The sequence below is a fragment of the Microbacterium sp. EF45047 genome, assembly GCF_028472845.1.
In the GTDB taxonomy this organism is placed as follows: Bacteria; Actinomycetota; Actinomycetes; order Actinomycetales; family Microbacteriaceae; genus Microbacterium; species Microbacterium neungamense.
This window is the reverse complement of record NZ_CP069429.1, coordinates 2174283-2187834: the sequence shown is the minus strand read 5'-3', so window position 1 is coordinate 2187834 and position 13552 is coordinate 2174283. Positions and strand designations below refer to the sequence as shown.

9 protein-coding genes are annotated in these 13552 nt (G+C 72.9%); 3 read left to right on the top strand and 6 right to left on the bottom strand.

Features of this window, described 5'->3' with window-relative positions:
• From JRG78_RS10705 to JRG78_RS10690, 4 genes are all read right to left on the bottom strand, one after another.
• Complete coding sequence (locus JRG78_RS10705; RefSeq protein ID WP_259606649.1) at positions 1–798, bottom strand: EI24 domain-containing protein; 798 nt, start codon at positions 796–798, stop codon at positions 1–3.
• Between the two features lie 16 nt (positions 799–814).
• Positions 815–5806, bottom strand: a complete 4992-nt coding sequence (locus JRG78_RS10700; protein WP_259606648.1) for an Lhr family ATP-dependent helicase — start codon at positions 5804–5806, stop codon at positions 815–817.
• A 43-nt stretch (positions 5807–5849) separates the two neighbouring features.
• Positions 5850–6032 (bottom strand): PspC domain-containing protein, encoded by a 183-nt coding sequence (locus JRG78_RS10695; protein WP_259606647.1) that lies wholly within the window; start codon positions 6030–6032, stop codon positions 5850–5852.
• A 135-nt stretch (positions 6033–6167) separates the two neighbouring features.
• Positions 6168–7841 carry an ABC-F family ATP-binding cassette domain-containing protein gene (locus JRG78_RS10690; RefSeq protein ID WP_259606646.1) on the bottom strand — a complete coding sequence of 558 codons (1674 nt, stop codon included), beginning with the start codon at positions 7839–7841 and terminating at the stop codon, positions 6168–6170.
• A 301-nt stretch (positions 7842–8142) separates the two neighbouring features.
• Here JRG78_RS10690 and JRG78_RS10685 point away from each other — a divergent pair, with 301 nt between their 5' ends.
• Complete coding sequence (locus tag JRG78_RS10685; protein ID WP_259606645.1) at positions 8143–9438, top strand: endonuclease/exonuclease/phosphatase family protein; 1296 nt, start codon at positions 8143–8145, stop codon at positions 9436–9438.
• Between the two features lie 9 nt (positions 9439–9447).
• Here the strand turns inward: JRG78_RS10685 and JRG78_RS10680 are convergent, their stop codons facing one another.
• Positions 9448–10047, bottom strand: a complete 600-nt coding sequence (locus JRG78_RS10680) for an alpha/beta hydrolase (protein WP_259608202.1) — start codon at positions 10045–10047, stop codon at positions 9448–9450.
• A gap of 104 nt (positions 10048–10151) precedes the next feature.
• Here JRG78_RS10680 and JRG78_RS10675 point away from each other — a divergent pair, with 104 nt between their 5' ends.
• Positions 10152–10739, top strand: a complete 588-nt coding sequence (locus tag JRG78_RS10675; RefSeq protein ID WP_272653369.1) for an NUDIX hydrolase family protein — start codon at positions 10152–10154, stop codon at positions 10737–10739.
• Positions 10740–10808: 69 nt separating this feature from the next.
• Here JRG78_RS10675 and JRG78_RS10670 read toward each other — a convergent pair whose 3' ends face one another.
• A complete protein-coding gene (locus JRG78_RS10670) occupies positions 10809–11876 on the bottom strand; it encodes a threonine aldolase family protein (protein WP_259606643.1) in 1068 nt (355 codons plus the stop codon).
• Between the two features lie 126 nt (positions 11877–12002).
• Between JRG78_RS10670 and JRG78_RS10665 the strand changes: the two genes are divergently transcribed.
• Complete coding sequence (locus JRG78_RS10665; RefSeq protein WP_432806410.1) at positions 12003–13532, top strand: MFS transporter; 1530 nt, start codon at positions 12003–12005, stop codon at positions 13530–13532.
• The last annotated feature ends 20 nt before the right edge of the window (positions 13533–13552 follow it).

Here is a 13552-nt window from a genome sequence, read left to right as displayed (position 1 = left end):
TCAGCGCGCTCCCGCGGGAGGGGTGGGTGGAGCCGGCGGCGCGGCGGCCGCGTCGGCGGGTCTGGCACGCTCGGTGAGGTCGCGGGCGAGGATGGTCGACCCGGCGACGGCGGCCGGCATCGCCACCACCGCTCCCAGCGGCACCAGGAAGCAGAGCTGCGCCGCGACGCCGAAGCCGATCACCCGCGCCCGGCCGGAGGCCAGCAGCGCGGAGCGCGCGGCGGAGTTCAGGCCCCGCGCCTCGAAGGCCCGTCCGGTGAGCTCGCGGGCGAGCAGCCGGCCGGAGAGCACCACGCCGACGACGGCCGCGACCGGACCGCCGACGACCGGGATCAGGCCGATCAGCAGCGTGAGCAGCGACACCAGTGCGCCGAGGACCACGAGCCGGACTCCCTCGCCGATGGTGGACAGGATCCCGGATTCGCCGGTCGGCTCCGGCCCGCCCAGCGAGCGCTCCACGCCCCGCCAGATGCGCTGGTAGAACGGGTCGCCGATGGTCAGCGTGAGCGCGGTGAAGACGGCCGCGGCCAGAGCGATGGCGGGGATCAGGATCACCAGGCCGAGGCCGGCGCGCAGCAGCTCCCGCCACGGGCTCGCCCAGTCGTCGGCGAACGGGGTCAGCCAGTCCGTGAGGGCGCCCAGGGACAGGCCCAGCGGGATCAGGGCGCCGAGCAGGACGGCGAACGCGATGGCGGCCGGGACCAGCCCGAGCGCGAGCAGCCGGGGATGGGTGCGCCACATGCCGAAACCGCGCAGGAGGGTGCCGAACCCGGTGCCGAACTCACGGAGCATGCTCATCAGCGTAGGCGCCCGGTCAGACCGCCTTGCGCAGCGTGTAGCCGCGGGGCGTGGCGACGAATCCGGCATCCTGCAGCGCGGTGGCGAACGCCGTGCCGTACACGCCCTCGCCGTTGATCTTCTCGACGGTGAGGGTGTCGAGCCGGCGGCTGCGGGCGGTGGCGGCGAGATCGGATGCCGCGGCGCGCAGCGCCTCCGGGTCGTCGTCGAAGGCGAGCACCGTGCGTCCGCCGCGCTCGAGGTACAGGACGAGGGCGCCGTCCACGAGCACCACCAGGCCGCCCGCCTTGCGGCCCGGCCGGTGGGACACGGTGTCGAGTCGGGGCCACGGCAGCGCCGCGCCGTACGGGTTCGCCGGGTCGGTGGCGGCGAGGGTGAGCGCCGCGCGCGGCGGCGGATCGGCGAGCCCGGCGAAGGTGCGCAGCCGGTCGACCGTGGTGGAGGCGGCGAACTGCGCCGCACCGAGCCGCTCGATCACGTAGCCGCGCCGGCAGTGCCCGGCCTCCTCGAATCCGGCGAGGATCCGGTACACCTGGGCGAACCCGCCCGGCACGCCCTCGGCCTGCACGGCGCCCCTCGTGACGACCCCGTACCGGTCGAGCAGCAGCCCGGCGATCACCGTGGCGCGACGGGCAGCCCCCGCCGCGGAGTCACCGGACGCGTCCGGCTCCGGCAGCACCGACCAGCGTCCGCCGACCGAGGGCGGCCGGCCACCGGGGCGGGTCAGCGAGACGCCCCGGTAGGTGCGCGTGCGCGGTGCCCGGCGCGTGGTCTTGTGCGCCTGCGAGCCCCCGGCGATCAGGGCACGCACCGGCGCGAAGGTGTCGTTCGTGATGTGCCCCTGCCAGGTGAGCGACCACAGGGCATCCAGGATCTCCGATTCCGGCATCCGGTGCTGCGGGTCCCCGCTGTCGAGCATCGCGCGCAGGGCGCCGACGAAGGAGGCGCCGCTGAGACGCAGCGCGTCCAGGAGCTTCTCCTCCAGCGAGCCGGGGGCGGGGGTCTCCTCGGGGATCGGCAGCGTGAACGGCGCGAGGTCGACCGGATGCAGCGAGATCCAGCCGTCGCGGCCGGGGAGGGCGCCGTGCCCGGCCCAGACGACCTCGCCCGCCGCGGTGAGCTCGTCGAGCAGGGCGGGTGTGTAATCGCGCACCCGGGAGGGCAGGACCAGCGATTCCCAGGCGCTGGCCGGGATCGGCACGCCGGCGAACTGCTCCACGACCGCGAGCACGCCGTCCGGGCCCTCCAGGGGGCGGGTGAGGTGCTGCCAGTCCGGCAGGAACCGCGCATAGGCCTGCGCGGACACCGGTTCCACGCTGCCGCGGATCGCGGCGAGCGACCGCATCCGGAGCCGGCGGAGCACCTCGGTGTCGCACCACTCCTTCTCGCCGGCGGAACCGGCGGATGCGGACGCTTCGACAGGCTCAGCGTCCGCGGGCAGGAAGAACCCGCTGGTCAGCCGTCCCGAGGATTCCAGCCGCTGCAGGGTGTGCCGCGCGACCGCGGCGCCGATGCCGAACCGGTCGGCGACCGCGGCGGTGGTGAACGGGCCGTGCGTGCGCGCGTATCGGGACACCAGATCGCCGAGCGGGTCGGCGACGGGATCGAGGAAGGCGACCGGGATGCCCGTCGGCAGAGCGACCCCGAGCGCGTCGCGGAGGCGCCCCGCGTCCTCGATCGCCGCGACGCGGGAGCGCCCGGCGATCGTGACCGGGATCGCGCGCCGTGCGTCGACGAGCGCGTCCAGGAGCGCCGAGGCCTGCGCGACGGATGCGGATGCCGAGCCCGGCAGTGCGGACGCCGAGCGTGTCGAAGCGTCGGGAGGTGCGGTCGCCGAGCGGGTCGGAGCGTCGGGAGGTGCGGACGCCGAGCGTGTCGAAGCGTCGGCGACGGACCCTTCGACGGGCTCAGGGTCCGTGGCGGGCTCAGGGTCCGTGGCGAGCTCAGGGGCCGTGGCGAGCTCAGGGGCCGTGGCGAACTCAGGGTCCGTCGCGGGCTCGGGGGCAGCCGACGGATCGGTATCCACGGGCGCGAGCCGGAGGGCGACCTCCTCCGCGTCCAGCGGGCCGAGCAGCCGGAGCAGATCGGCCACCCCTTCCCGTCCGCGGGCGCGCCGCTGCGGGTCGAGCCGCTGCGCCTCGCGCTCGAACTGCGCGATCACGTCCGGGTCGAGCAGCTCCCGCATCTCGACCGTGCCGAGCAGTTCGCCCAGCAGCGCCGGATCGACCGCGAGCGCCGCCGCGCGACGTTCGGCGAGCGGGGAGTCGCCCTCGTACATGAACGCGCCGACGTAGCCGAACAGCAGATCGCGGGCGTACGGCGACGGCTGGGCGGGCTCGGTCTCCACGAGCCGGATCCGGCGCTCGGCGATGTCGGCGGCGAGGCGTCGCAGCGACGGGAGGTCGTAGACGTCCTGCAGCACCTCGCGCAGGGTCTCCAGGATCACCGGGAAGGTGGGGTGCCGCCGGGCGACCTCGAGCAGCTGCGCCGAGCGCTGCCGCTGCTGCCAGAGCGGCGTGCGCCGGTTCGGGTTCGTGCGGGGCATGAGGAGGGCGCGGGCCGCGCACTCCCGGAACCGGGAGGCGAACAGCGCGGAGCCGCCGACCTCGGCGGTCACGATCTGCTCCAGCTCATCCGGCTCGAAGACGAACAGCTCTGCGCCGGGCGGGTCGGCCTCGGCATCCGGGATCCGCACGATGATGCCGTCGTCGCTGGCGACCGCCGATCCCTCGACGCCGAGGCGCTCGCGGATGCGCGCGTTGATCGCCAGCGCCCACGGCGCGTGCACCTTCATGCCGTACGGGGAATGAAGGATGACGCGCCAGTCGCCGACCTCGTCGTGACCGCGCTCCACGGTGAGCGTCCGGTCGGTGGGCAGGGTGCCGGTCGCCTCCCGCTGCTCGGACAGATAGCCGAGCAGGTTGTCGCGGGCGCGCTCGTCCAGCCCGGCGTCGATCAGGCGCTGCTGCGCCTCCTCCGGCGGGGCGGTGGAGATCTCGCGCGAGAAGCGCCCGAGCGCCTCGCCGAGCTCGAACGGGCGGCCGATGCCGTCGCCGTGCCAGAACGGCACCTTTCCGGGCTGCCCGTAGGCGGGGATGACGTTCACCCGGTCGTGGGTGATCTCCGCGATCCGCCAGCTCGTGGTGCCGAGGGTGAACACGTCGCCCACGCGCGACTCGTACACCATCTCCTCGTCGAGCTCGCCGACCCGCGCCCCGGTGGTCTCCCCGGCGACGAAGACGCCGAACAGCCCGCGATCCGGGATGGTCCCGCCGCTGGTGACCGCGATCCGCTGGGCGCCCGGCCGGCCGGTCAGCGTCCCGGCATCCCGATCCCACACCACCCGCGGACGCAGCTCGGCGAACTCGTCCGACGGGTACTTCCCGGCGAGGAGGTCCAGGGTGGCCTCGTAGGCCGAACGCGGCAGCGTCTGGAAGGGCGCGCTGCGCCGCACCGTCTCGTACCACTCCTCGACGGAGATCGGATCCAGCGCGCACGCCGCGACGGTCTGCTGGGCGAGGATGTCGAGCGGGTTCCGCGGCACCGAGATCGCCTCGATCTGCCCGGCCAGCATCCGCTCGGTGACGATCGCCGTGTGCAGCACGTCGCCGCGGTGCTTGGGGAACAGGGCGGCGCGGCTCACCTCGCCGACCTGGTGCCCGGCGCGGCCGATCCGCTGCAGGCCGGATGCCGCGGAGGGCGGCGCCTCGACCTGGATGACGAGGTCGACGGCGCCCATGTCGATGCCGAGCTCGAGGCTGCTGGTGGCGACCACGCAGCGGAGCGCGCCCGATTTCAGCTCCTCCTCGACGAGGGCTCGCTGCTCCTTCGACACCGAGCCGTGGTGCGCCTTGGCCAGCACCGGCTCGACGCCCGCGGTCGACCCGGCCTGCGCCATCATGGCGGCCGGCGGCCCTGCGGGCTCCGGCACCGGCATCCCGATCCGGGATGCGTAGATCTCGTTCAGCCGCCCGGTGAGGCGCTCCGCCAGCCGCCGGGAGTTCGCGAACACGATCGTCGAGCGGTTCTCGAGGACCTTGTCGACGATCGCCTCCTCCACATGCGGCCACACCGATCCGGTGACCTCGGTGTACTCGGCATCCGTCTCACTCGCCGCCGTGGGCGCGCCCGGAGGCGGAGGCGGGTTACGCATGTCCTCGATCGGGACCACCACGCCCAGTTCGAAGGTCTTCACGGCGCGCGGCGCCACGATCTCCACCGGCGCCGAACCGCCCAGGAAGCGGGCGACCTCATCGATGGGTCGCACCGTGGCGGACAGGCCGATCCGCTGCGCCGCGGCCTCCGCGCCCCGGGCCCGGCGCAGGGCGTCGAGCCGCTCCAGGCTCACCGCGAGGTGGGCGCCGCGCTTGGTCGCCGCGACCGCGTGCACTTCGTCCACGATCACGGTGTGGACCCCGGCGAGCGTCTCGCCCGCGCGGCCGGTGAGCATGAGGTACAGCGACTCGGGGGTGGTGATCAGGATGTCGGGTGGGTTCGTGACGAGCTTGCGGCGGTCGCTGGAGGTGGTGTCGCCGGAGCGCACGCCCACCGTCACGTCGGGCGCCGGAAGCCCCAGCCGCCGCGCGGACTGCCCGATGCCGACCAGGGGCGAGCGCAGGTTGCGCTCCACGTCCACGCCCAGCGCCTTCAGCGGCGAGATGTAGAGGATGCGGGTGCGGGTCGTCGACTCGGATGCCGGGGGAGTGCGGGTGTCCGATCCCGTCGGGCCGGACCCTGAGCCCGTCGACCCGGACCCTGAGCCCGTCGAAGGGTCGGTCCTCTCCATCCGCTCCCGGAACACGCTGTCGATCGCCCACAGGAAGGCCGAGAGCGTCTTCCCCGATCCGGTGGGCGCCACGACGAGGGCGTGCTTCCCGGCGGAGATCGCCTCCCAGGCGCCGGCCTGCGCGGGGGTGGGCGCGTCGAAGGCCCCGCGGAACCAGTCCCGGGTCGCGGGCGTGAAGCGCTCGAGCACGCGGTGCGCGGAACCTGTCGAAGCGGTGCTCATGGGACCATCCTCCCCGGTGCCACCGACATCGGGGCCGGGAGGGTCACGGCTCGTTCGGGATGAGGATCCAGAGCACGAGGTAGACCCAGATCGAGAGCCCGGCGAACACGACGGCGAGCACGGTGAGGATGCGCACGAGCGTCGTGCTCCATCCGAACCGGTTCGCGACGGCCCGGCACACACCGGCGATCATGCGGCCCTGACGAGGACGGACGAGCTGGCTCATGAGCCCATCCTCTCCCCGGCGACGCGCCGCGGCAACCGCGTTCCGGCATCCGGAGAGGTCCCGGCATCCGGAGTGCGGACCGCCGCCGACGACCGCACCGCACGCACGGCACGGTGCGGTCGTCGCGGCCGGGGCTCAGTCGACCTCCGCGATCCTCCCGTCGGCGTCCAGCTCGAGCACCAGATCGAGATCCAGCCGCGCGAGGAACGCGTCGTCGTGGCTGACGACGAGCACGGCTCCGCGATAGGCGCGCAGCGCCTCCACGAACCGGTCGACCGTGTCCAGGTCGAGGTTGTTCGTCGGCTCGTCGAACACGACGAGGTGCGGGGCCGGATCGGCGAGCAGCAGCCGCGCCAGGGCGACGCGGAACCGCTCGCCGCCGGAGAGCGCCCCGACCGGCCGGTCCATCGCGGCGCCGCGGAGGAGGAACCGGGCGAGCCGGTTGCGCAGCTCCTTCTCCGGCACGTGCGGGGCGACGGCGGCGATGTTCGCGACGACCGACGCCGCCTCGTCCAGGCCGTCCACCCGCTGCGGCAGGTACCCGATCCGGTCCGTGTGCGCCTCCGCCCGGAGTGAGGAATTCAGGACGAACGCCGTTTCGCAGGACGGATCCGCGGCATCCGTCCTGCAATCCTGCATCCGTCCTGATTCCGTGACGGAGGCATCCGCCACCAGTCGGCGCAGCAGCGTGGTCTTGCCGACCCCGTTGCGGCCGATGAGCGCGACCCGCTCCGGACCCTGGATCGTCCAGGACCGTTCGCCGTCGCCGACCGTCGCGATCCGGCGCGACCGCGACACCCCGGGAGCCGGCAGCTCGATCTTCATGGTGTCGTCGTCGCGCACGCGGCGGCCGGCCTGGTCGAGGGCCTGCCGTGCGGCATCCTCCTTCTCCGCGACCTCGGTGCGCAGCCGTCCGGCCGAGACCTGCGCGGCCATCCTCCGGCCGTTCATCACGATCTTCGGCTCGCGCTTGTTCTCGTAGGCCTTCTTCGCGAACCGCGCCCGATGCGCGAGCTTGGTCTCGGCCTCGATCCGCTGGCGCTTCTCCTTCTTCAGCACCTGTGCGGCCTCGCGCTCGGCCTGCCGGGCGGCCTGCTGCTCGGCGTCCAGCCAGGCGCGCCACTCGGTGTACGGGCCGCCGAACACGCTCAGCTCGTGCCCGTACAGCTCGGCGGTGTCGTCCATCAGGTCGAGCAGCGCGACGTCATGGCTGACCACGATGAGCGTGCCCTTCCACGCGCGCACCAGGTCGTACAGGCGCGCGCGGGCGACGCGGTCGAGGTTGTTCGTCGGCTCGTCGAGCAGCGTGATCGGCGCCCGGCGCAGGCGGATGCCGGCGATCGCGGCCAGCACGGCCTCGCCTCCCGACAGCGCGCCCACCGTGCGATCGAGGAACGCGGGGTCGAGGCCCGCCTCGGCCAGCGCGGCCTCGGCGCGCGCCTCGACGTCCCAGTCGTCGCCGACCGCGTCGAAGCGCGCGGGATCGACGTCGCCCGCGGCGATCGCCCGCACGGCGTCGAGCGGTTCGGCGACGCCGAGCAGCTCCGCGACGCGGGCATCCGTGTCGAGGGTGAGGCGCTGCGGCAGGTACGCGACGTCGCCGGTGCGCGAGACGTGTCCCGAGCTCGGGACCAGCTCGCCGGCGACGAGCCGCAGCAGCGTGGACTTGCCGGACCCGTTGCGGCCGACCAGTCCGGTGCGGCCGGATCCGAACGAGCCGGAGACGGCGTCCAGTGCGGTGCTGCCGTCGGGCCAGGCGAACGTCACCCGGTCGAGGGTGACGGATGCGGTGAGAGCGGGTGTTGACATGAGCGGCTCCCGGGTGTGCGGGTGCGCCGACGCCGACGGTCACGTCACGCAGAAGCGTGGGAAGACCGGATGCCGATGGCAGGAAGGATCGTCGGATCAGCGCGTGGACAGGACGCGGAGACGACGATTCAGATCAATGGACTTCCAGACACGGCGGACAGGACCCGAAGACTCTACCTTCGGGGTTCGCCTGGTCGCAACCGTTCGCGGCCGAGAACATTCCCGACCGCATCCCGCCGTCGCGCCGGATCGTTCACCCGCAGGTCGCCCCGGTGTCACCGGCCGGGGTTATCGTGACGCCATGACCTCACTGCGCCGCCGCATCCGCACGACCGGCATCGCCGCCGTCCTCGCGCTCGCCGCCACAGCCCTGGCCGCGCCGGCCGCGGCAGCCCCGGCATCCGTGTCGGCGGGTGCGCGGGGAGAGGCGACGTCGAGTGCGAACGCGGCTAGCGTGAAGGACGTGCGATTCGCCACGTTCAACGCCTCGCTGAACCGCGGCGCCGAGGGTGCGCTGGTGCGCGACCTGTCCGCGCCCGGGAACGCGCAGGCGGATGCGGTCGCCGAGATCATCCAGCGGGTGGACCCGGACGTGCTGCTGATCAACGAGTTCGACTACGACGCCGAGGGCGAGGCGCTGCGGCTGTTCCACGACAACTACCTCGCCGTGCCGCACGGCGACGCCGCGCCGGTGGAGTACCCGTACCGCTACGCGGCGCCGGTGAACACCGGCGTGCCCAGCGGCTTCGACCTCAGCAACGACGGCACCGTCGGCGGCGGCGACGACACGTGGGGATTCGGGCTCTTCCCCGGTCAGTACGGCATGGCCGTCTACTCGAAGCTGCCCATCGACGAGGAGGCGATCCGCACCTTCCAGCGCTTCCGCTGGGCCGACATGCCGGATGCCCTGCTGCCGGACGATCCGGCCACACCGGAGCCGGCGGACTGGTACTCGCCGGAGGAGCTGGCCCGCTTCCCGCTGTCGAGCAAGTCGCACTGGGACGTGCCGATCCGGGTGGCGAAGAACAAGACCCTGCACTTCCTCGTCTCGCATCCGACCCCGCCGACGTTCGACGGCGCCGAGGACCGCAACGGCCGGCGCAATCACGACGAGATCCGGTTCTGGGCCGATTACATCACCGGCGGCGACGCGGCGTCCTACATCGTCGACGACGCCGGCCGGTCGGGCGGCCTGAAGGGCGGATCGCTGTTCGTGATCGCCGGCGACCAGAACGCCGACCCGCACGACGGCGACTCCACCGACGGGGCGATCGACCAGCTCCTCGGCCACCCCCGCGTGAACACCGGGTCGGTGCCGACGAGTCCCGGCGGTGCCGAGGCCGCGCAGCGGCAGGGCGGCGTGAACCTCGAGCACACCGGGGATCCGGCCGAGGACACCGCCGACTTCGCCGAGCCGCCGGGGAACCTCCGCGTCGACTACGTCCTGCCCAGCCGCCCGCTGAAGATCCTCGACGCGGGCGTGTTCTGGCCGGCATCCGACGATCCGCTGTCCCGGCTCACCGGCTCGTACCCGTTCCCGTCGAGCGACCACCGGCTGGTGTGGGTGGACGTCGACGTGCCGGGGGTCATGCGCTGACGCCGAGCCTCAGCCGGCGGCGGATGCCACGCCGTCGCGCCACCTCGTGACGAAGGTGCGCACGTCGGCGAGCTCCTGCTCGGAGATGCTGTGGGTCAGGCCCTGGTACACCCGGCCGGAGAGCTCGGAGTGATCCGGCAGCCACTGCGCGGTGTGGTCGATGAGGTGCGGCGGGATCACGTCGTCGTGCGTGCCGCGGCCCCAGAACACCGGGGGCCGTCGCTCGCGCAGCAGCGGGTCGTTCGGCAGCTCGCCCGGCGCGGCGTATCCGCTCAGCGCGATGATCGCGCCGAACCGCTCCGGGGCCAGCCGCAGCGCCTGCAGCGACACCGCGGCGCCCTGCGAGAAGCCGAGGAGGGCGACGGATGCCGCGTCGCCGGCCTCCGCGTCCAGCCATTCCAGCAGCGACTCCGCCGCGACCGTGATCGCGCCGGCATCCCGCGACCTCAGGTCGTCGATCGGGTACCAGGAGCGGCCCGGCATCGGCCACGGGGGAGTGAGCGGGGCGGCGACCGCCGCCACGGCGATGCCGTCGGGCAGGTACGGGACGAGACCGAACAGATCGTGCTCGTCCGCGCCGTAGCCGTGCAGCAGGACCAGCAGCGGCATCCCGCCGCGCTCGCCGGTGGACCACAGGGTCGCGGTGGAGTCGATCGAGAGGCGCACACACCCATCCTGACATCCGCCGCCGACGTCGCTGGTAGAAAGGAGGCATGACGGTGCGCACACCCGACCCGGATCCCGACGGCGACTTCGGGTTCGAAGAGGTGCCGCCGAGCCAGGCCAACCCGGCGTGGCTGAGCGACATCGAGCTGGAGGAGGCGCGGCGCCGGCTGCCGATGCTCTACGTCGAGGGCATCCCGGTGCGCACCGACGGCTACGGTCAGGTGACCGAGATCGGGGTGCTGCTGCGTTCCACCCCGCTCGGCGAGATCACCCGCACCATCGTCTCCGGCCGCGTCCGCTACGGCGAGACCATCCGCGACGCGCTCTTCCGCCACGTGGAGAACGACCTCGGCCCGATGGCCTTCCCGCTGCTGCCGCCGCAGCCGGCGCCGTTCGCGGTGGCCGAGTACTTCCCGATCCCGGGCGTCAGCGCGTTCCACGACGACCGGCAGCATGCGGTGTCGCTGGCGTACGTCGTCCCGGTGACCGGCACCTGCGAGCCCCGCCAGGACGCCCTCGAGGTGACCTGGTTCTCGCCCGAGGAGGCGGCATCCGACGGTCTCGCCGCCGAGATGGAGGGCGGCCGCGGCACCCTCATCCGCCAGGCGCTCGCGCACCTGGGCCTGCTGCGCTGACAAGCGGGCGGGCCGCCGGGCGCGGCGACCGCGGGCGCGCCCGCCGCGCGCAGGTCAGCCCAGGCCTCGTCAGGCGGTGGTGAGGCGCCCCAGCTCGGCGACGAAGGCGTCCACGTCCTCCTCGGTCGTGTCGAAGGAGCACATCCAGCGCACCTCGTTGCGTGCGGCGTCCCAGTCGTAGAAGCGGAACGACTCGCGCAGGCGGTCGGCGACGCCGTCGGGCAGGGTCGCGAAGACGCCGTTCGACTGCGTGGGCTGGGTGAACGCGACGCCGCGGATGCTGCCGTCGGCGAGGCCCTTCTCGATGGACGAGCGCAGCCGCTGCGCCATGCCGTTGGCGTGCCGGGCGTTGCGCAGCCAGAGGTCGCCCTCGAGCAGCGCGATCAGCTGCGCCGAGACGAAGCGCATCTTCGACGCCAGCTGCATCGAGTACTTCCGCGCGTAGAGCAGGCCCTCCGAGGCATCCGGGTTCAGCACCACGATCGCCTCGCCGAGCATCGCGCCGTTCTTCGTGCCGCCGAAGCTGAGCACGTCCACGCCGGCGTCGCGGGTGAACGCGCGCAGCGGCAGGTCCAGCGATGCCGCCGCGTTGGACAGCCGGGAGCCGTCCATGTGCAGGCGCATGCCCCGCTCGTGCGCGTGGTCCGCGAGGGCGCGGATCTCGTCGACGGTGTACAGCGTGCCGAGCTCGGTCGACTGCGTGATCGAGACCACCAGCGGCTGCGCGCGGTGCTCGTCGCCCCAGCCCCACGCCTCGCGGTCGACGAGCTCGGGGGTCAGCTTGCCGTCCTCGGTCGGCACCGTGAGCAGCTTCATGCCGCCCATGCGCTCCGGCGCGCCGCCCTCGTCGACGTTGATGTGCGCGGTGGATGCCGCGATCACGGCGCCCCAGCGGGGGAGCATCGACTGCAGGCCGACGACGTTCGCGCCGGTGCCGTTGAAGACCGGGAACGCCTGCACCCCCTCGCCGAAGTGCTGCTGGAAGACCTCCTGCAGCCGCGCGGTGTAGGCGTCCTCGCCGTACGCGACCTGATGCCCGCCGTTCGCCGCCGCGATGGCGGCGAGGACCTCGGGGTGGATGCCGGAGTAGTTGTCGGATGCGAAGCCGCGGACGGCCGTGTCATGCAGAACGCTCACCGCACAAGCCTATTGCCTCCGAGGAGGGCGGAATCGCCGCCGCCGCACCGGAAATCCACCGGCTCCGCACCGGAAATCCACCGCCTCCCCTGTCGGATGTCGGAGGCGGTGATTACGCTCGGACCCGTGACCGAGACGGGTTCAGACTCCGCCGGCGGCACCGCGCCCGCGGCCCCCGGAGATGCGCGCGCGACCAGGGCGTTCGCGAACGTGCTGGTGAACACGCTCATCGCCAACGTGACGACGAGCTTCCTCTGGTTCGCGCTGACGTTCTGGGTGTACATCGAGACGCAGTCGGTGCTCGCCACCGGCATCATCGGCGGCGCCTACATGCTGTTCGTCGCGTTCTTCGCGATGGTGTTCGGCACCATCGTCGACCGCAACCGCAAGCACACCGTCATGCTGATCTCCAGCCTGGTCTCGGCGGGGGCCTTCGCGATCGCGGGCGGGCTCTACCTGTGGCATCCGGAGGCCGCGCTGCTCGATCTCAGCGGCCCCTGGTTCTGGCTGTTCTCCGGGGTCATCCTCTTCGGCGGGGTGATCGAGCAGCTACGGAACATCGCCCTGTCCACGACGGTGACGCTGCTCATCCCTGAGGAGCGCCGCGCGAACGCCAACGGCCTCGTCGGCACCGTGCAGGGCATCGCGTTCCTGGTGACCAGCGTCTTCTCCGGCCTGTCGATCGGCTTCCTCGGCATGGGCTGGACGCTGGTGATCGCGGTCGCCGCGATGGGCCTCACCTTCGCGCACCTGCTGTTCATCCGCATCCCGGAGGACGCGCCGCAGCCCGACCCGAACGCTCCCAGCGCGCTCGACTTCCACGGCAGCGTGCGCGCCATCCGGATGGCCCCCGGGCTGTTCGCGCTGATCATCTTCTCCACGTTCAACAACCTCATCGGCGGCGTCTACATGGCGCTGATGGACCCGTACGGCCTCACCCTGTTCTCGGCGCAGATGTGGGGCTTCGCGCTGGCGTTCTCCTCCACCGGGTTCCTGATCGGCGGGGCGCTGGTGGCCAAGTTCGGTCTCGGCTCGCGCCCGGTGCGCACGCTCCTGCTCGTCGTGATCGCGATGGGGGTCGTCGGCACGATCTTCATGATCCGCGAGTCCTGGCCGCTGTTCGTGATCGGGATGTGGGCCTACATGACGCTCATCCCGCCGGCCGAAGCCGCCGAGCAGACGATCATCCAGCGGGTGGTGCCGTACGAGCGCCAGGGCCGGGTGTTCGGCGTCGCGGCCGCGATGGAGGCCGCGGCAGCCCCGATCACCGCGTTCCTGATCGCCCCGATCGCCGAGTTCCTGATCATCCCGTACATGCGAGGCGAGGAGGGCCAGCGGCAGTGGGGCTGGCTGCTCGGCGGCGGCGACACCCGCGGCATCGCGCTGATCTGCTTCTTCGCCGGGATCGTGATCGTCGTCGCCGCGGTGCTGGCCTTCTTCACCCGCTCGTACCGCAAGCTCAGCGACCTGTACGCCCGTGCGCCCGAACCCGCGCCGGAGGGCGAGGAGGGGACGGATGCCGGGGCGCCCGCCGCCACCGAGCAGCACGCGGCCGATGGCATCCCCGACCCGGTGACCGCGCGCGGCGGGTTCGTGGAGCCGCACCACGCGGACTCCCCCGAGGACGATGACGGCAGCGACCCGGGGCGCTCGTGACGCCGCACGCGACCGGTGTG

Excerpts from the sequence above, each read along its gene's own strand:
- JRG78_RS10680 (WP_259608202.1), bottom strand. The coding sequence starts at position 10,047 with ATGCCGCTGCTGGTCCTGCTGCACGGCTACGGCGCGGACGAGCACGAT.
- JRG78_RS10700 (WP_259606648.1), bottom strand. The coding sequence starts at position 5,806 with ATGAGCACCGCTTCGACAGGTTCCGCGCACCGCGTGCTCGAGCGCTTC.
- JRG78_RS10695 (WP_259606647.1), bottom strand. The coding sequence starts at position 6,032 with ATGAGCCAGCTCGTCCGTCCTCGTCAGGGCCGCATGATCGCCGGTGTG.
- JRG78_RS10685 (WP_259606645.1), top strand. The coding sequence starts at position 8,143 with ATGACCTCACTGCGCCGCCGCATCCGCACGACCGGCATCGCCGCCGTC.
- JRG78_RS10675 (WP_272653369.1), top strand. The coding sequence starts at position 10,152 with ATGACGGTGCGCACACCCGACCCGGATCCCGACGGCGACTTCGGGTTC.
- JRG78_RS10690 (WP_259606646.1), bottom strand. The coding sequence starts at position 7,841 with ATGTCAACACCCGCTCTCACCGCATCCGTCACCCTCGACCGGGTGACG.
- JRG78_RS10705 (WP_259606649.1), bottom strand. The coding sequence starts at position 798 with ATGAGCATGCTCCGTGAGTTCGGCACCGGGTTCGGCACCCTCCTGCGC.